Genomic DNA, 19,273 nt, shown 5'->3' on the forward strand with positions numbered 1-19,273 from the left:
TTATCTGTGTTCTGCGTCCAGTGTAATCCGGACAATGGTTCCTGTCTCCCTGCGGCTGTGTATGGTCATAGTTCCATTTACCATTTTTTTTAAGCGGTGTTTCACATTGGACAGTCCAATATGGGTACGTCCATCCTTCTGTACCGGTATGTGCTCTATCTCATCTACATCAAATCCAATCCCGTCATCCTCCACGGTTATCACAATCTTTTCCCTTTCTCTGCATGTACTGATCCTGACTGTCCCACCTTCCTCCTTATTGCCGACTCCGTACTTAACTGCATTCTCCACAATCGGCTGTATCGTCAGCGTCGGAAGGAAAAAGTCTTCTTCCTGAATATCATACTCAACATGAAGATCATCGCCGAACCGAATCTGTTCCAGATGCAGATAATGTTTCACATGTTCCAGCTCTCTGGAAAAAGGAACCGGTACTTTACTTCTCAGGGAATCCATGTTTCCTCTCAGGAATGCAGAAAATTCCTCCAGTGCCCGCGGTGCTTCCTCAGGATCCTCCAGGCAGAGTTCCCGTATGGCAGACAGGGAATTATACAGAAAATGGGGCTGAATCTGACTGAGCATAATAGACATATCCGTCTCCCGCAGCTGCTCTTCCATTTCCCGATTTTTTTCTTTTAATTTTCGATTCTGGAAGCATTGTATGACGCACATACCCACCAGTCCTATAATAAGAATTGCCGTTCCAATCATCCATCCGGAATCCATTGCCTGCCTCCCTGTTCTTTGCAGTCTTTATTACTGTGCTTTCTTCTTTCCAAGTTCACAGTCAATCCATTCCAAAATGTGGGTAAGTCCTTGATTCAATACACATACCATGCAGATCATCGGCAATAAAAACAGACTCTGCCAGCATCCCGGATCATGAACTCCCAAAAATCCCGGTGCTATAACAATTCCTGCCACAAAAATAGCTGTCAGTCCCACGCATAGAGCCTTATGATATCTTGTCATTGGCATACATACACGATATACCACAATCAGGCTGACCATACCTCCCAGCGCCAGGTGGTACAGGGAGGACAATGAATCTTCGTGGTTCCAGAACGGTGACAGTACCTCTGTCAATACCAACGTTACAACCATCGTAAGTGCTGCCGGAAGTGCCACACGCATAACATGACGCAGGAATCCCTTGGATATACTGTTCTGATTCTGTTCCAGCGTCAGAAGAAAACTTGGCACACCGATTGCCACACCACTGATCCATGAAAGCTGTATCGGAATAAACGGATATTCCTTTTGCCAGAAAATAAAGATCAGGCACAGCAGCACTGAATAGATCGTCTTCGTAAGATACAGAGAACTGACCTTTTCAATATTGCTGATAATCGTTCTTCCTTCTCCCACAATATTGGTCATGCTGGCAAAATTCGAATCCAGAAGAACTATATGTGCCACCTGTTTGGCCGCATCACTTCCTGCTGCCATGGCAATACCACAGTCTGCATCTTTCAGCGCCAGCACATCATTCACACCATCACCCACCATTCCGGCAACTTCACCGTTTGCCTGGCATGCCTTGATAATGTTCTGTTTCTGTTCCGGACGTACTCTTCCAAACACAGAATATTTCTCTACTGTCTCTCTCAGTTCTTCAAAATCTTCCGGAAGATTCCTTGCATCCATATACTGCTCTGCACCTTCCAGGCCTGCTTTACCGGCAATTTGAGACACTGTTACCGGATTGTCACCGGAAAGTACTTTGATATCTACCTGCTGTTCTCTGAAATAGGCAAACGTATCCTTTGCCTCTGGACGGATCTGATCTTCTATCACAATCAGCGCAGCCGGGATTACCTCTTCTACTTTTCCTTCTTCTTCCAGCACTTTAGCTGAAGCAAGGAGCAGCACTCGCAGTCCTTTGACGGAATATTGATTCACCTTTTCCATCAGCTCTGTATCCTCTGGCGCCAGGAATTCCGGTGCTCCCAGAGCAAATCCTCCATGTTCCTCAAAGAATACCGCACGGTATTTACGGTCGGAAGAAAACGGAATCTTTTCCTGTGCTTTCCAGTTCTGTGCCTTTTTAAACTTCTTTCTCAGGGCATCCTGGGTGCTGTTCACATCATCAAATACCCAAGTCAGCTCTCTCATTATCTCAGTAACTTCTTCTTCCGTATGTTCCTTCAGAGGAACCACTTCTACCACATCCAGTTTACCAGTGGTAATCGTTCCTGTCTTATCCAGGCAGAGCACATTCACTCTGGCAAGTGCTTCAATTGCTTCCATCTCCTGTACCAGTGCTTTTTTCCGTGCCAGCCGGCCCACACCGAGTACAAAAGATATACTGGTTAGAAGCACCAGTCCCTCTGGAATCATACCAATCACGCCTGCCACTGTATTTACAATGGCATCTGAAGTTGTCTCTGCAATGCCTTTCTGTGACAGGTAAAGCAGAATTCCCACAGGAATCAGCAGGACACCATCTATTTTGATAATTTTCTTAATAATCTCCTGCATCTGAGAAGATGCTCTTTTTTTAATTCTGGCTTTTCTGGCAAGGGTTGCCGCATAGTTATTCTCCCCTACGTGAAAAACCTTCGCCACACCGCTGCCGGATACCAGATAACTTCCTGACATCAGTTCATCACCTGTCTGCTTCTTCACAGGTCTGGACTCTCCTGTCAGCATGGATTCATTTACTTCTACTCCTGTACCGTCCAGAAGCCTGCAGTCTGCACAGACCTGTTCTCCGCTCTCCACCAATATGACATCGTCAATAACCACATCATTGACATCAATCTCCTTTGTCACTCCTTCACGGATCACTTTTGTCCTGGAAACCGTCATAACCGAAATCTGGTCAATCAGTTTTTTTACTTTTAACTCCTGCACAATACCGATTGCTGTATTGATAATAATGACTCCCATAAAAGTCATATTCTTGAACTGCCCTGTCAGAGCCACCAGCACCGCCAGAAACAGATTCAGGAAGTTAAAGTACGTAAGGGAATGTTCCTTCACGATATCCGATACAGACTTGGATGCACTGGTATTGGTACGGTTTGTGTGCTCCATACGAACCCGTTCTTCCACTTCCGCAGAAGACAGTCCGTGAAATTGCTTTTCTTCCATGTTATCTCCTGTTCTGCTTATTCCTTTCCATTCCAGCAATATGTGCAAAGCTGATCTGGATCAATTCCTACAGACTGGATCATATCATCCAGCCTGTGATAACGCAGAGATGAGAAATTCATCTCTCTTCCGATTGCTTCCACCATATCATGATACTTATCAGAATCCGGATTGGTATATTCCTGCAGAATCTCATCATCCTGCCGTCCTTCCAGTCTTTGAATAATACGCCTTGTAATCAGGTCCATATCCGATGAAGATCTGGAGAAATTCAAGAACCTGCATCCGTAAATAAGTGGAGGACATGCCGGTCTGATATGTACTTCTCTTGCCCCACTGCGATACAGGAACTCTGTTGTCTCACGAAGCTGTGTACCGCGTACAATGGAATCATCAATCAGCAAAAGTCTTCTTCCCTTAATCAGGTCATGTACAGGTATCAGCTTCATCTTGGCAATCTGATTACGCTGACTCTGTATCGTTGGCATAAAAGATCTCGGCCAGGTCGGTGTATACTTTATAAACGGTCTGGAAAACGGAATTCCTGATTCATTGGCATAACCAACTGCGTGAGCTGTTCCGGAATCCGGCACTCCTGCAACCGTATCGGCATCTACGTTATCCCTTCGTGCAAGAAGCTTTCCGCAGTTATACCGCATCTGTTCTACGCTGATTCCCTCATAAGAGGATGAAGGATACCCATAGTATACCCACAAAAAAGTGCAGATTTTCATCTTTTCTCCGGGTTTTACCAATGTTACTACTGCTTCTGGTGTCATAACCACAATCTCGCCAGGTCCCAGTTCCCGATATTCTTCATATCCCAGATTCAGGTAGGCAAAACTCTCAAAAGATGCACAGAAAGCGCCCTCTTTTCTACCAATTGCCACCGGTGTACGCCCCATCTTATCCCTTGCAAGATAGATTCCTTTCGGTGTCAGAAGCTGGATTGTCAGAGACCCATCAATCTTCTCCTGCGCATACTGAATTCCATCTACAATACTTTCTTTCTGATTAATCAGCGTCGCCACCAGCTCTGTGGCATTGATCTCACCTGTCGTCATCTCCATAAAATGGGTATGTCCGGAACGGAATAACTCATTCTCCAGTTCTTCCATATTATTGATCTTTCCCACTGTGGAAATCACATAAGTTCCATGATGAGAACGGATCAGCAATGGCTGAGGTTCATAATCAGAAATACAGCCAATTCCCATATACCCCTTCATCTCGTTGGCTTCCTTTTCAAACTTCGTACGAAATGGGGAATTCTCAATATTATGAATCGCACGGTCAAATCCATCCCTTCCATATACCGCCATGCCACCACGTCTTGTACCAAGATGAGAATGATAGTCCGTTCCAAAAAACAAATCAAATACACAATCCTGTTTAGATGCTACCGCAAAAAATCCGCCCATATATCCTCCTTATATCTGCCACAATGCAGTATTTCTCTGTCTCTGGTCATTGCTGCCTCAGACAGGCACTTTTCATCTTTGTTTCTGCTGTATCTGCTATTCATACAAAAATACAAAAATTTCCATATCATGTACAGTATACAAAACTCTTTTCGTTTTCACAAGTAAAATAAAAATAAACACACGCAAGACGGCGCTATTGGTCCGGTGGACCAATGCTCAGCGCCGACCGAGGAGGACTTTAGGTCCTCCGAGACCTCGAACAGCATTCATAGAATGCTGTTTGAGCCCGGCAGGGCTCTTTTTGCACAAAAAATAGGCATCCAATCGGATGCCTATTTCTGTGCAAAACAAGAGCGCGAGACGGGACTCGAACCCGCGGCCTCGACCTTGGCAAGGTCGCGCTCCACCAACTGAGCCACTCGCGCATTTCCTTGTCACTTCCTCAGTGACAAGCATTATTATATATGACGTTATTGCTTTTGTCAATACTTATTTTGAACTTTTTTCGAAATTTTTGAAACAATTCATATTGTTCAAAAAACTGCTGCGATTTTCTCGTTCTAATACTCAATGTGATAGCGCAGCACCAACAGGCGGCTATTCTCTCTCTCATTGATGACTGCCTCTTTTTCCAAAATATACGCCGGATAGTTATGGAACTGTTTTTTCAATATCTCAGGTGCTGTTGTATAAGCAACCACAATCCCGTTGTTTTCCAGCATCTTTTGTGACTTCTGAAGAAAACGGTCATACAGAATCTGCAGTGATTCTGCATCCTTGTTCCTACCCACTCCCGGAAGATTAGTTACAATCTCGTCAAAATGATATTCGTGTTTGAAATCAAAATAATTACGATTAATATAATGAATCGGTATATTGGCCAGTTCCGTATTCACTTTTGCTTTCTGTATCGCTTCTTCCAGAATATCTATACCATACAGTGTATTACACGGAAGGAATCTGGCTCTCTCTATCAGCATCGTACCAGTTCCGCAAAACGGATCCAGTACTCTGGCATCTTTTTTTAACAATGATCCTGCCAGTGCCATAAATAATGCTGCATTTGCCGGAGTCACTGAAGTAGGAAGCACCTCTTTACGATATGAGAACTTCCAGTCCGGAATCGTAGAAAGCTTCAAGAGCGGAATAAAACGCCCTTCTTTATTGGCCACCAGCCGGATCTCCAATTCATAGCCGGATGTGGTGTTCACCATCTCTCTGTCAGACTCCCGTTCAATAGCCAGTGACATCTTCTTCACCAGATCGATTCTCCGGTCTGTCGCCATACCGCTCTTAATTTCCAGTCGGAAGTAGAAAGGTGGATTACCGGCATGATTCTCATTCAGAAAACGCAACATGCCGCCATGTACAAGCTGCTTTGCCATATGGTCCGGGCTTCCCTCCAAAAGACGCAATCCCGGAATCGGAAACAGCATTTCTGTATAAGTACGAATCTTCAGCACCTCTTCCAGATGCGTGGTTTGAAAACGAATACCACCAGAAAGCATCTTCACCTCTGTCTCAGCTGGGAGCTGTGCCACCGTCACTTCCCGGTGATTACGGTTAGTCATCAGAATCACTTCCAAATCATTATCAAACCCTGTAAACTTATGATGTTTCGGACGGTTATACTTCAGCACCAACGCCTGTAATGCGAAAATCTCTGCACGTACATGTTTCTCTTCTTCCACAGTGACCTTCTTTTCAGAAAGTTCCTGCAATCTGATCTTCAGCTTCGGAAGTAATTGTCTGCATTCGCATTTGGAAAGGCTCTTGATATAATCTGCTTTCACAAACATCGTCTGTTCTGCCTCATAGGCATCCCAGATCAGATCTGCCAGATCATCACATTCCATCTCTCCGAGAATCAGCACTGCATTTTTTCGTACCTTGGGATCCTCATCTTTTAAAAGAACCGTAAAGTCAGAGAAATCCCCTGCTATTTCATAAGCAAGGGCTTTCTTCTGATTGTCATCTCGAATTAACTGCTTTAATTCGATAAGGTTCTGTCTAACATTATTCTTTTTTCGAATCTGCTCTAAATAATTACTCGTCAACACTATAGTTCGGTGCCTCTTTGGTAATATGAATATCATGAGGATGTGATTCCTTTAAAGAAGCTGCAGAGATCTTAACGAATCTGCCACGCTCTTTCAGTTCCTCAATCGTCGGTGTGCCACAGTACCCCATACCGGAACGAAGACCTCCAAGTAACTGGAATACTGTATCTTCTACGCTGCCCTTATAAGCAACACGTCCCTCTACTCCTTCCGGAACCAGCTTCTTGGCATTAGTCTGGAAGTAACGGTCTTTGCTTCCGTTTTCCATGGCTGCAATAGATCCCATACCACGGTATACTTTATATTTTCTTCCCTGGAACAATTCAAATGTTCCAGGACTCTCATCACATCCTGCGAAAATGCTTCCCATCATGCAGACATTTGCACCTGCTGCGATTGCTTTTGTCATGTCTCCGGAATATTTGATACCACCATCTGCGATGATCGGAATACCATATTCTTTTGCAACATCATAACATTCCATAACTGCAGTAATCTGAGGAACACCCACACCGGATACTACACGGGTTGTACAGATAGAACCTGGTCCGATACCAACTTTTACCGCATCCACACCTGCTTCAATCAGAGCCTTCGTAGCTGCTCCGGTTGCCACATTACCTGCAATCAGCTGAAGATCCGGGAATTTTTCCTTGATCATCTTCACACATCTTAATACATTTGCTGAATGACCATGTGCACAGTCCAGAACCACAACATCTACATGTGCTTTTACCAGAGCTTCCGTTCTCTCCAGACAATTAGCTGTAATTCCTACTGCCGCACCGCAGAGCAGGCGCCCCTGTTCATCCTTGGCGGAATTTGGATACTTAATCTGCTTCTCAATATCTTTGATGGTGATCAGGCCTTTCAGATTGAAATCATCATCTACAATCGGAAGCTTCTCTTTACGCGCCCGTCCAAGGATCTTCTTAGCTTCTTCCAGAGTAATTCCTACTTTTGCAGTAACCAATCCTTCAGAAGTCATGCAGTCCTTAATCAGCTTAGAATAATCTTCTTCAAATTTCAGATCACGGTTGGTAATAATACCGACCAGTTTTCCGTTTTCAGTAATCGGGACACCGGAAATGCGGAACTTTGCCATCAGATCATTGGCATCCGCAAGAGTATGTTCTGGAGATAAATAAAATGGGTCTGAAATGACTCCGTTCTCGGAACGCTTTACCTTGTCCACTTCTTCTGCCTGTGCCTCAATAGACATATTCTTATGGATAATGCCGATACCACCCTGTCTTGCCATTGCAATTGCCATTCTGTGTTCAGTAACCGTATCCATACCGGCACTCATCATTGGAATATTCAGTTTGATTTTCTTAGTCAGATGAGTATTCAGTTTTACTTCATTCGGAATCACTTCTGAATAAGCTGGAACCAGTAATACGTCATCAAAGGTAATTCCTTCACCTATAATGCTGCCCATTTGTACTTCCTCACTTTCTTCCTTTTATGATTATGACTTTTGCACGATATTCTATCAAAAATAAAAGTGTCTGTCAATTGTTTCTGAACAGTTATTGAAGATGTACTTCTCTTGGTGCCATGCGTTTCATGTCTTTGAGCATAACATCACTCGGTTCAAAAACAACCAGTTCCATTTTGTTTTCTTTTTTCAGGATCATAGTATAAGTTCTGGCATCTTTCTTCCCGGAAGAAAAATCATTCTTCTTAATGTCAGATCTGCTTCGATAATGATCCAGTTCATGGGACTGTGACGGTGCCAGCAGTTCCAGCGAAGACACGTCGCCGGAGAACACTCTTTTTCTCTTCTGCCTGGACATGATCTTGTCAATGTCAATCTCACCGTTCACATATAGATATTCAAATTCCAGATCCAGTGACGGTATAATAAAGTAATCTGCCGCAGCAAATACTGCAACCAAAATCAGTGAAATCCAGCCCAGAATCATGAGAGAAAGTACTGATAATACCGTTCCAGCTATCAGAAGTACTTTGATCAGTGTATCCTTCCCTGTCTTTTCTTTTTTTACAATCTCTTCTGTGTATAAATCGCTCATCTGTCCGCTCCTTCTTTTTTTGTATCTGTTCAGTCTCTTGGCAACAGATTCTGAAGTATTATATCTGTTTATTATATCATATCCGGACACAATGCACCAGTCTTTGTACAATTTTGTCGTATATAAAAAGAAAGAATCCCGTAACAGAGGATTCTTTCTAAACTAAATCTTTTTAATTACATCATTCCAGGATTCATTCCTGCACCTGCCGGCATAGCAGGTTCTGGTTCTTTGATGTTTGCAACACAGGATTCTGTTGTAAGGAATGTAGATGCTACGCTGGTTGCGTTCTGAAGAGCACTTCTGGTAACTTTAGCAGGATCAAGGATACCAGCTGATACCATATCTACGTATTCTTCATTGTAAGCATCAAAACCAAATCCTACTTCGGATTCCATTACATTGTTTACGATAACTGCGCCTTCCAGACCTGCATTCTGCGCGATCTGTGTCAATGGAGCACTCAGGGCTTTCAGGATCACCTTAGCGCCTGTCTTTTCGTCACCTTCCAGTTCATCTACCAGTTTGGCAACTTCTTTTGCTGCGTGGATGTACGCAGATCCACCACCTGCTACGATACCTTCTTCTACTGCTGCACGTGTTGCATTCAGAGCATCCTCCATACGCAGTTTTGCTTCTTTCATTTCTGTCTCTGTAGCTGCACCGACACGGATAACAGCAACACCGCCAGCCAGCTTAGCCAGTCTTTCCTGAAGCTTTTCTTTGTCAAATTCAGATGTTGTGGTAGAGATTGCAGATTTGATCTGTTCTACTCTTGCCTTGATCTCATCTTTATTGCCCAGTCCGTCAACAATAACCGTATTTTCTTTTGCAACCTTTACAGATTTGGCGCGTCCCAGCATCTCCAGAGTTGTATCTTTCAGTTCCAGTCCAAGTTCTTCTGAAATAACCTGTCCGCCTGTCAGGATTGCGATATCCTTCAGCATTTCTTTTCTTCTGTCGCCGTATCCTGGTGCTTTTACTGCAACAACACCGAATGTTCCTCTTAATTTGTTTACAATCAGAGTAGTAAGTGCTTCACCTTCTACATCTTCTGCAATGATCAGCAGCTTTCTTCCTGCCTGAACAATCTGTTCCAGTACCGGAAGGATGTCCTGGATAACTGTGATCTTTCTGTCTGTGATCAGAATGTATGGATCATCCAAAACTGCTTCCATCTTTTCCATATCTGTTGCCATGTATGCGGAAATATATCCTCGGTCAAACTGCATACCTTCTACCAGGTCCAGTTCTGTCTTCATGGTCTTGGATTCTTCAATAGTGATAACACCGTCTGCGGATACTTTTTCCATTGCATCTGCAACCATGTTTCCTACTTCTTCATCTCCGGCAGAGATTGCTGCAACTCTTGCCATCTGATGTTTGCCGTTAACCTTGCTGCTCATATCAGCGATTGCTTTTACTGCTACTTCTGTAGCTTTCTTCATGCCTTTTCTCAGGACGATTGGATTGGCACCTGCTGCCAGGTTCTTCATACCTTCCTGAATCATAGCCTGTGCAAGTACAGTTGCTGTTGTAGTACCGTCACCTGCTACATCATTTGTTTTGGTAGCAACTTCTTTTACCAGCTGTGCGCCCATGTTTTCGAATGGATCCGGAAGATCGATTTCTTTTGCAATGGATACACCATCGTTTGTGATCAGTGGTGCACCGTACTGTTTATCCAGTACTACGTTTCTTCCTTTCGGTCCAAGTGTTACTTTTACTGTATCAGCCAGTTTGTTTACGCCTTCTTCAAGAGCTTTTCTGGCGTCTGATCCGTATTTGATTTCTTTTGCCATTGCCTTTTCCTCCTGCTAAATTATTCAACGATTGCCAGAATATCATTCTGTTTTACGATAATATATTCTTCACCATCCAGTTTTACTTCGTTTCCTGCATATTTGGAGTAGATTACTTTGTCTCCTGCTTTTACCTGCATGGTAACTTCTTTTCCATCAACCATTCCGCCAGGTCCTACTGCGATAACTTCTGCTTCCTGTGGTTTTTCCTGGGATTTTGCTGCAAGGATAATACCTGATTTTGTTGTCTCTTCTGCTTCAACCTGTTTTAAAACGACTCTGTCGCCAAGTGGTACTAACTTCATAAATAAGCCTCCTTTGTCGAACTTCTCGATCTGTTTTATTAGCACTCTCTTCAACTGAGTGCTAACTACGGTTTTTATATTAGTAAATATATGCAAAATATGCAACTTTATACTTTTTGATTATTTGTTATATATCTTTTATTTTCTCTATTTATCTCTTTTTTTCTATTATTTTCTCATTTTTAAATTATTGTGTGTAAAAAAAGAGAGCTTCTAGTGAAACTCTCTCTGTCTTCTGATCTCATCCAATTCATCAAATACCATCTGGTTGACCACTTTGATATACGTTCCCTTCATACCGGAAGACCTTGATTCGATTACTCCGGCGCTCTCAAACTTACGAAGTGCATTGACAATCACAGAACGGGTAATACCGACTCGGTCTGCGATCTTACTTGCCACCAGAATTCCCTCATTGCCGTTCAGTTCATCAAAAATATGCAGAATGGCCTCAAGTTCCGAATAGGACAAGGTATTGATAGCTGACTTGACAATCTGAATCTTCCTGTGTTCTTCCGCACTTTCCTCATTCACAGAACGCATCATCTCCAGTCCTACCACCGTAGTACCGTACTCACTTAAAATAATATCATCAATAGTATAAGGCTCTTTTACCCGGTACATAAACACGGTTCCCAGACGTTCTCCTGCAATATCTATAGGATTAATAATGGCTTGGTACCTTTTCACACCTTCCGGTTCAAAACCAAGAGTCTCCAGATTCACATTCTCCTTGGTGGAAAGCACACCCAGGAGACGTTCATTCAGCATCGGATCAATAAATGTCCCAACTTTATTTTCCATCAGTTCATGTATCTCTCCGATCTCACTGCTGATACTGACTCCCAGCACCTTTCCCTTTTTACTCAGTACCAGAATATTGGAATCCATAATATCTGTCAGCACCTTGCAGATATCGTTAAATACGACTTTACTGGAGCTGTTATTGTGCAGTAACTTATTAATCTTACGTGTTTTGTCCAACAGTTGAACACTCATATTCATCCTCCTATGACTGCCATGTAAAAAGATTGAATTTATATCAATACGATTTTATGCTATCATATATTATTCATAAATTCAAACAAATTTTCAGATAATATCAAAATTATTTCTATTTATCTGAAAAAAAGAGAAATCACAGTCATTACTGTCATTTCTCTTTCTTTTTTATAAATCTTCGTTTTTCTTTTCCATGGTTTCCACATAACCACACTGTTCATCGGCACACACCAGCTTATTGCCCTTCTCCAGCATGTATCCTCCACAATTCGGACATTTCTTTTCAGACGGCTTCTGCCAGGACATAAAATCACATTCCGGATTATTCTCGCATCCGTAATACTTTCTGCCCTTCTTGGTCTTGCGAATCACGACCTCTTTTCCGCACTTCGGACATGCAATACCGATTTTCTCCAGATATGGCTTGGTATTACGGCAGTCAGGGAATCCCGGGCAGGCAAGGAACTTACCATGAGGTCCGTATTTTACCACCATATTACGACCACACTGTTCACAGATCACATCTGTCACTTCATCCTCAATTTTTACTTCCTCCAGTTCCTTCTCTGCTTTCTGAACTGCTTCATCCAGATCCGGATAAAAATTGCTGACTACGGTCTTCCAGTTCACTTTACCTTCTTCTACCATATCCAGAAGGGATTCCATATTGGCAGTGAAATTCACATCCACAATACTCGGAAATGCTTCTTTCATCATATTATTTACCACTTCACCCAATTCTGTCATATATAGATTCTTATTTTCCTTCGTCACATAGCGTCTGGTCAGAAGCGTGGTAATCGTCGGTGCGTAAGTACTTGGCCTTCCGATTCCCAGTTCCTCCAATGTCTTTACCAGCGATGCTTCTGTATAATGCGCCGGCGGCTGTGTAAAATGCTGTTTCTCCTGCATCTCATTCAGTGTAAGTCCGGTATCTTCTGTGATCTTAGACAGTAACGTATTTGCTTTCCCGTCCTCATCCCCATCCTGGGTATAAACAGACATGAAGCCGTCAAACAACACTCTGGATGTTGCCACTGTGAAACGATACTTTCCAGCTCCGATCTTCACAGAGGTTGTCTCATATTTGGCATTCTCCATGCGGCTTGCTGTAAAACGTCTCCAGATTAACTGATACAGACGGAACTGATCTCTGGAAAGGGATTCTTTTACAAACACCGGCGTTCTGGTAATATCACTTGGACGAATAGCTTCATGTGCGTCCTGAATCTTCTGTCCTGAATTCTTACTCTGCGTCTTCTCAGCCACATACTGCTCTCCATACTCTTCCTGGATAAATGCACGTGCTGCCACATCTGCTTCTTCCGCGATTCTGGTGGAATCAGTTCGCAGATAAGTGATCAGACCTACGGTTCCGTTCCCCTTGATATCAATACCTTCATAGAGCTGCTGTGCAATACGCATCGTCTTCTGCGTAGAAAAATTCAGCACTTTGGCAGCCTCCTGCTGCAAAGTACTGGTGGTAAACGGAAGTGGTGCCTTCCTGGTACGTTCTCCCGTTTTGATCTCTTTTACCTGAAATGGTTCTTTTTCGATCTCTCCCCGGATCTTTTCCACTTCTTCTTTGGAATGAATTGTGATCTTCTCATTCTCTGTTCCATAGAACTTGGCTTCCAGTACCTTTTTTTCTCCTGTCACCTTCAGATGTGCATCCAGACTCCAGTATTCGTCAGGAATAAATGCATTGATCTCGTCTTCACGATCTCCGATCAGACGCAGTACCACAGACTGCACACGTCCGGCGCTCAGACCTCTCTTAACCTTCTGCCACAGCAACGGACTGATCTTGTAGCCCACCATACGGTCGAGCATACGCCGTGCCTGCTGTGCGTCTACCAGATCCATATCAATGGCTCTCGGACTCTTCAGAGACGCTTTTACCGCATTCTTGGTAATCTCATTGAAAGTAATACGATAAACTTTCTTATCCCCATCCAGCTTCAGTGCATGTGTAAGATGCCAGCTGATTGCCTCTCCTTCCCGGTCCGGGTCAGTTGCAAGAAAGATCTTGTCCGCCTTCTTCACTTCTTTTCTCAAGCCGGCAAGCAGTTCCCCCTTTCCCCTGATTGTAATATATTTTGGTTCAAAGTCATGTTCTACATCGATTCCGAACTGACTCTTCGGGAAATCACGTACATGACCATTGGATGCTGCAACTGTATAGTTAGACCCAAGGAACTTCTTAATCGTCTTTACTTTCGTCGGGGATTCTACAATCACCAGATATTTTGCCATCTAAAAACTCCTCCGTGGAAAACCACTGCATTTCGAAAACTTATTTACTTCTGTCACATCTGTGCTGTCGCTATTTTTTCAAAACGTAATAATTCTTCGATATTTCTTCGACCATTCCTCTCATCTGAAGATCTGTCAGTATTCTCATCACCTGCTCCGGTGCCATCTTGGCAGATCTGACTATCTCCGTCAGACTCTTTGGTCGAAAATCCAGACAAATATACACCATATTTTCTAAACTTGCAAGCTTAATGTTATTTTTTTTGTTTTTTTTCACTTTTTTCACGGCAATTCCAAGATGCTGCCTGAGGTCCTCAAGAGATGTGAGAATACCTGCTCCCTGTGAAATAAGATGATTGCAGCCTTCACTTAAAGGATCCGACACTCTTCCCGGAACAGCAAGCACATCTCTGCCTTGTTCCAGTGCCATGTCTGCAGTAATCAGAGAACCACTCTTTTTCTTTGCCTCCACTACCACCACACATTCGCACAGGCCACTGATCAGTCGGTTCCTCATAGGGAAATGCAGCGGCTGTACAGGTGTTCCAGGAGCATACTCACTGATGACTCCTCCGTTCTGTCTCAGATCCTGATAGAGCAGACGGTGATCTCTGGGATAACAGATATCAGGGCCACATCCTGTCACTGCATAGCTTCTTCCTCCTGCTTTCAGACAGGAAGCCTGGGCAATCCCGTCAACACCATATGCCATACCGCTGACCACTGCAATCTGCTGAACTGCCAGTTCCTCTGAAATCTGCATGGCAATGTTTCTTCCATAATTTGTACACATTCTTGCTCCCACCACGGCCACGCAACGCTCCGTTGCTTCCGGGAGATCACCCAGATAAAATAGTCCCAAGGGATAATCTGGCAGTTCCAGAAGCCTTGGCGGATAGTTTTCTTCCATGTAACTGGTAAACTTTATTCCACTCTCGGCTGTCTTATTCCTTATTTGCGAAGGTTTCTTTCTTTTCCATTCCTTCAGGATTTCTTTTTGTTTTTCTTTCAGGAAAGGCAGCACTGCAATCTGACTGTCTCGGGCACTCCAGACTCTGTCCGGTGTCTCAAAAAACTGCAGCAGCCGCTCCAGATCCTTCCGATAAAATCCGGGCAGGCTGCACATCCATAACCATTCATCCATCCTCTCACCTGCCCTTCCAGTACATATGTACCGTACTTCGATAACACAGTGCTTCCTGAAGATGTTTCAGCTCTATTTCTTCCGCCCCCTCCAGATCAGCAATAGTTCTTGCCACTTTCAGAACCCTTGCATAGCCTCTGGCACTCAGCTTCATCTCATCAAAGGCTTTTTTCATAAATTCTGTTCTTTTTCCATCCAGTCTGCAAAAATATTCCAGTTCTTTTGTTTCCATCTGAGAATTAAAAAGCTTCCCTCTGTCAAGCATCCTTCTTTTCTGGATTTCCCTGGCACTTTCCACTTTCCTGCGCATCTGCTCACTGGATGTTCCTGATGACTCTTTTTCCAGATCCAGAAAGGGAACCCTGGAAACTTCAATGGTCATATCCATACGGTCTAACAGCGGCTGACTGATTTTTCCCAGATATTTTTTCACTTCCGTGCAGGTACACTGGCATCTGGACAAATCCGGATAATAACCACAAGGACATGGATTCATGGCTCCGATCAGCATAAACTGTGACGGGAACGTATACTGATAACCGGCTCTGGCAATTTGCACCTCCCCGCTTTCCAGCGGCTGTCGCAATATCTCCAGTGTTTCCCTGTGAAACTCCGGAAGTTCATCCAGAAACAGCACACCTTTATGTGCCAGACTGATCTCCCCCGGTTTGGGTACATGTCCGCCACCACAGAGAGCCCTGGCTGTAATCGTATGATGGGGTGCCCTGTAAGGTCTCTGTCTTAACAGGGATCCATTTGCCGGAATCATCCCAAGTACACTATATACTCTTGATAATTCAATGGATTCTTCCAAGGTCAGCTCTGGCAGAATGGTTCCGATTCTTCTGGCAATCATAGACTTTCCTGAACCGGGTGGTCCGATCATCAGAAGATTGTGAAATCCTGCTGCCGCTATCAGCGCTGCTCTTTTTGCCGTCTCCTGCCCTTTTACTTCTAAAAAATCCACCTGTCGTTCTGTTTGTATTTCTTCTTTTTCTTCTGTAGGATTTTCTGGCGTTTTTCCACTTTGCAAATATTCCAGTACCTCTTTTAATGTCCCTGCTCCGATAACTTCCAGCCCCTGTATGGCTTTTGCTTCTCTCTGATTCTGACAGGGTACAATCATCCTGCTACAGTGAAATTTTCTGGCATCCGCCGCTATAGGGAGAATCCCTGATACAGCATTCAATTTGCCGTTCAGACTGAGTTCTCCCACAATGATGGTATTTTCCAGTCTTTCTCTTTTCACCATTCCATAGGATGCTGCAATAGCTACCGCAATGGGCAGATCAAATCCGGTTCCTGATTTGTGAAGATCTGCCGGGGACAAATTCACTGTTATTTTCTTTGGCTGCAGATAAATGCCAGAATTTTTCAGCGCCGTGCGTACACGATCCTGTGCTTCCCTTACCTGTGTAGACAGATAGCCTACCATGGAAAAAGAAGGCAGTCCTTCCATAGTGTCTGCCTCCACCTGAACCAGTCTGCTCTGCACGCCATATACAGCGGCAGATAACACTTTACTAAACAATCTGCTTCCTCCTGTTATGCAATTGTAATGTTTGAATTTTCTCCAGAAGAACTCTGGAGTATGAAGCGCCTGATCAGCGCAGAATTAATATATCACATTTTTCAATTAAACACAACACATTGTTGTATTCATCTTCAGTTCACCAAAAACAGAAATCCATTCTCTGCCATTTCGAATACTCTCTGCATACAAACACACCTGTTTTCCGTGATCCCATATCACCTTCTGTTCTGTTCGGCTCTCCAGTACATCCAGTATATCCAGCTGCTTTAAATCTGTGCGGATTCCGGTCCCGGTATATTTGAGATAAGCCTCTTTCAATGTCCAGATTCTGATCCATGCCTGATCCTGATCTTCCTGCCCCTTAAGCCAGTTCCATTCCCTGTCACAGCAGAATCTTCTGGCTGTACGCTCATGAAACGGACGGATTGTTTCTATATCAATGCCGGTTCTGGCACTGCTCAGCACGCAGACAGCCATATTCCTGCAATGACTGTAATTAAACTGTATCTCCGGATAATCTACAAAATACGGCTTTCCACTTTCTGTTTTTTCAATCCGCGGAAGTGCTGGCATCTGATATTCTCTTTTCAGTGCTTCTGCCAGAAGCTGCTGCGCGCAGGCTGTCTGTTCTGCCTTCCTGCAGTCTTCCGGCATAGATCTCCAGTATATCATGCTCCGTTTATCTCCTCCTGAAATTTTTCCCTGAGCTTTTCAATGGCTGTCTTTTCAATCCTGGATACATAAGATCTGGAAATTCCAAGCACACCTGCAATCTCTCTCTGGGTCATCTCCTTTTCCCTGCCAAGTCCATAGCGCATCTGAAGAATCTGCCGTTCTCGCATAGTAAGCTCACTGTGCAGAAATTTTTCCAGTTTTCTGGTATTCTCTCTGACCTGAATCTGTTCAATGACATCTACACTTTCACTTTCCAGTATATCCAGCAGATTAATCTCATTCCCCTCTTTGTCTGTCCCAATGGGATCATAGATGGAAACATCCCTGTTTACTTTACGACGGTTACGAAACAACATCAGTAATTCATTTTCTACACACCTGGCCGCATAAGTCGCCAGTTTGCTATTTTTCTGATGATTGAAAGTCACCACGGCTTTAATGAGTCCTACCGTTCCCACTGCTATCAGATCTTCTGTCTCCTCGCCCTGATTTACGTATTTCCTGGCCACATGTGCAACCAGACGAAGATTCCGTTCAATGAGAATGCGTTTTGCATCCATATCTCCTTCACGGAATCGACTCAGATAATAGGCTTCTTCTTCCGCTGTAAGTGGCTTTGGAAAGGACTTCATAAAAAGCACCTCAAAGGGGGTTTCTATTAGTTTATGTGCCTAATCCCTTTTTAGTGCTTTTCCAACCTGTTATTCCTGTCTTCTTAAAATATCGTAATGATCTGCTCTCTGATCCAGACGTATATACAGAACCTGTTTCGGATGCGGGGCACTTTCCTGTGTCTCCCCGTCTTCGTTAAGAATCTGCAATACCTTTGTGGTAATATTCTCTCCGTCTGGCTTCATGATCTCGATTTCTTCTCCTTCGGAAAACTTATTTCGCTGCTCAATACGACACAGTCCTTCATCGGTTACTTCTCCCACAATTCCCAGATACGTATATTCCTTCACGTAGGTATTACTGTCATAGATCTGTGCATTTTCATCCGGTTTTCCATAGAAAAATCCAGTGGTAAACTGGCGGTAAGTACAGTTGGAAATCTGTTCCAGATACCAAGGCATATTCTTCTCATACAGTTCCCTGGACTGCAGACAGTCATCAATGGCTTTGCGGTAAGTACGAGCCACAGTTGCAACATAAAGTGCCGTCTTCATTCTTCCCTCAATCTTCAGGCTGTCAATCCCAGATTCCAGAATCTCCGGAATGTGCTCAATCATACACAGATCCTTGGAATTAAAAATATAGGTTCCCCGTTCATTCTCATAAACCGGCATATATTCTCCCGGTCTTGTCTCTTCCACAACTGCATATTTCCATCTGCATGGATGCGTACATGCGCCTCTGTTGGCATCTCTTCCTGTAAAATAATTGCTGAGAAGGCATCTGCCGGAATAAGAAATGCACATGGCACCGTGAATAAAAGTCTCGATCTCACATTCATCCGGTATATTTGCACGGATCTGGCGAATCTCTTCCATCGATAATTCTCTGGCAGAAACAACTCTTTTTGCACCCAGCCCATACCAGAAACGGTAAGTCTCATAATTGGTATTATTGGCCTGTGTACTGATGTGGCGTTCAATCTCCGGGCACACTCTCTTGGCAATGGAAAATACTCCAGGATCTGCAATAATCAGTGCATCAGGGTGAATCTCCCGAAGTTCTTTAAAATACTCTTCCACTCCTGCCAGATCATAGTTATGTGCCAGAATATTCGCTGTCACATATACCTTCACTCCACGTTCATGGGCGAATTCAATGCCCTCTTTCATTTCTTCCATGGAGAAATTCTTTGCCTTTGCTCTCAGTCCAAATGCTTCTCCTCCAATATATACTGCATCAGCTCCAAAAATAACGGCTGTCTTTAATACTTCCAGACTGCTTGCCGGTATTAATAATTCTGGTTTTCTCATATTACTGCCTTTCC

The 19,273-nt window shown here is 43.7% G+C and carries 15 protein-coding genes and 1 tRNA gene; all 16 read right to left on the bottom strand.

From position 1 onward, the window contains the following. Entirely contained in the window at positions 1-726 is a 726-nt protein-coding gene (locus tag H8716_RS04840) for a sensor histidine kinase (protein WP_249307391.1), read from the bottom strand. Between the two features lie 30 nt (positions 727-756). Then, on the bottom strand, positions 757-3,096 hold the full coding sequence (locus H8716_RS04845) for an HAD-IC family P-type ATPase (RefSeq protein ID WP_249307392.1): 2,340 nt from the start codon (positions 3,094-3,096) through the stop codon (positions 757-759). Between the two features lie 17 nt (positions 3,097-3,113). Beyond that, a complete protein-coding gene (locus H8716_RS04850; protein ID WP_249307393.1) occupies positions 3,114-4,517 on the bottom strand; it encodes an amidophosphoribosyltransferase in 1,404 nt (467 codons plus the stop codon). Positions 4,518-4,872: 355 nt separating this feature from the next. Next, positions 4,873-4,945: transfer RNA gene (locus H8716_RS04855), tRNA-Gly, on the bottom strand. A gap of 135 nt (positions 4,946-5,080) precedes the next feature. After that, the gene (locus H8716_RS04860) at positions 5,081-6,580 is read right to left on the bottom strand and encodes a methyltransferase domain-containing protein (protein WP_249307394.1); all 1,500 of its coding nucleotides are present in this window, start codon (positions 6,578-6,580) and stop codon (positions 5,081-5,083) included. Continuing rightward, positions 6,567-8,021: an IMP dehydrogenase gene (gene guaB, locus H8716_RS04865; RefSeq protein WP_249307395.1), complete on the bottom strand. Its 1,455-nt coding sequence runs from the start codon at positions 8,019-8,021 to the stop codon at positions 6,567-6,569. The genes H8716_RS04860 and guaB overlap by 14 nt, the downstream gene beginning before the upstream one ends. A 91-nt stretch (positions 8,022-8,112) precedes the next feature. Further along, the gene (locus H8716_RS04870; RefSeq protein WP_249307396.1) at positions 8,113-8,616 is read right to left on the bottom strand and encodes a DUF6106 family protein; all 504 of its coding nucleotides are present in this window, start codon (positions 8,614-8,616) and stop codon (positions 8,113-8,115) included. Between the two features lie 176 nt (positions 8,617-8,792). Further along, entirely contained in the window at positions 8,793-10,418 is a 1,626-nt protein-coding gene (gene groL / locus H8716_RS04875) for a chaperonin GroEL (protein ID WP_249307397.1), read from the bottom strand. A gap of 20 nt (positions 10,419-10,438) precedes the next feature. Beyond that, positions 10,439-10,723 carry a co-chaperone GroES gene (groES, locus tag H8716_RS04880; RefSeq protein ID WP_249307398.1) on the bottom strand — a complete coding sequence of 95 codons (285 nt, stop codon included), beginning with the start codon at positions 10,721-10,723 and terminating at the stop codon, positions 10,439-10,441. A 213-nt stretch (positions 10,724-10,936) separates the two neighbouring features. Beyond that, positions 10,937-11,722: a GTP-sensing pleiotropic transcriptional regulator CodY gene (gene codY / locus H8716_RS04885; protein WP_249307399.1), complete on the bottom strand. Its 786-nt coding sequence runs from the start codon at positions 11,720-11,722 to the stop codon at positions 10,937-10,939. A gap of 171 nt (positions 11,723-11,893) precedes the next feature. Next, on the bottom strand, positions 11,894-13,981 hold the full coding sequence (topA, locus tag H8716_RS04890) for a type I DNA topoisomerase (RefSeq protein ID WP_249307400.1): 2,088 nt from the start codon (positions 13,979-13,981) through the stop codon (positions 11,894-11,896). Between the two features lie 70 nt (positions 13,982-14,051). Next, positions 14,052-15,125, bottom strand: a complete 1,074-nt coding sequence (gene dprA / locus H8716_RS04895; protein WP_249307401.1) for a DNA-processing protein DprA — start codon at positions 15,123-15,125, stop codon at positions 14,052-14,054. A 4-nt stretch (positions 15,126-15,129) separates the two neighbouring features. Continuing rightward, a complete protein-coding gene (locus H8716_RS04900) occupies positions 15,130-16,656 on the bottom strand; it encodes a YifB family Mg chelatase-like AAA ATPase (protein WP_249307402.1) in 1,527 nt (508 codons plus the stop codon). Positions 16,657-16,761: 105 nt separating this feature from the next. Continuing rightward, on the bottom strand, positions 16,762-17,331 hold the full coding sequence (locus H8716_RS04905) for a 4'-phosphopantetheinyl transferase family protein (protein WP_249307403.1): 570 nt from the start codon (positions 17,329-17,331) through the stop codon (positions 16,762-16,764). Beyond that, positions 17,328-17,966, bottom strand: coding sequence for an RNA polymerase sporulation sigma factor SigK (gene sigK / locus H8716_RS04910; RefSeq protein ID WP_249307404.1), 639 nt, complete (start codon positions 17,964-17,966; stop codon positions 17,328-17,330). The genes H8716_RS04905 and sigK overlap by 4 nt, the downstream gene beginning before the upstream one ends. A 69-nt stretch (positions 17,967-18,035) precedes the next feature. Beyond that, a complete protein-coding gene (locus H8716_RS04915; RefSeq protein ID WP_249307405.1) occupies positions 18,036-19,259 on the bottom strand; it encodes a peptidase U32 family protein in 1,224 nt (407 codons plus the stop codon). Positions 19,260-19,273: the final 14 nt, after the last annotated feature.

The sequence above is a fragment of the Jingyaoa shaoxingensis genome (assembly GCF_014385005.1).
Classification (GTDB): Bacteria; Bacillota; Clostridia; order Lachnospirales; family Lachnospiraceae; genus Marvinbryantia; species Marvinbryantia shaoxingensis.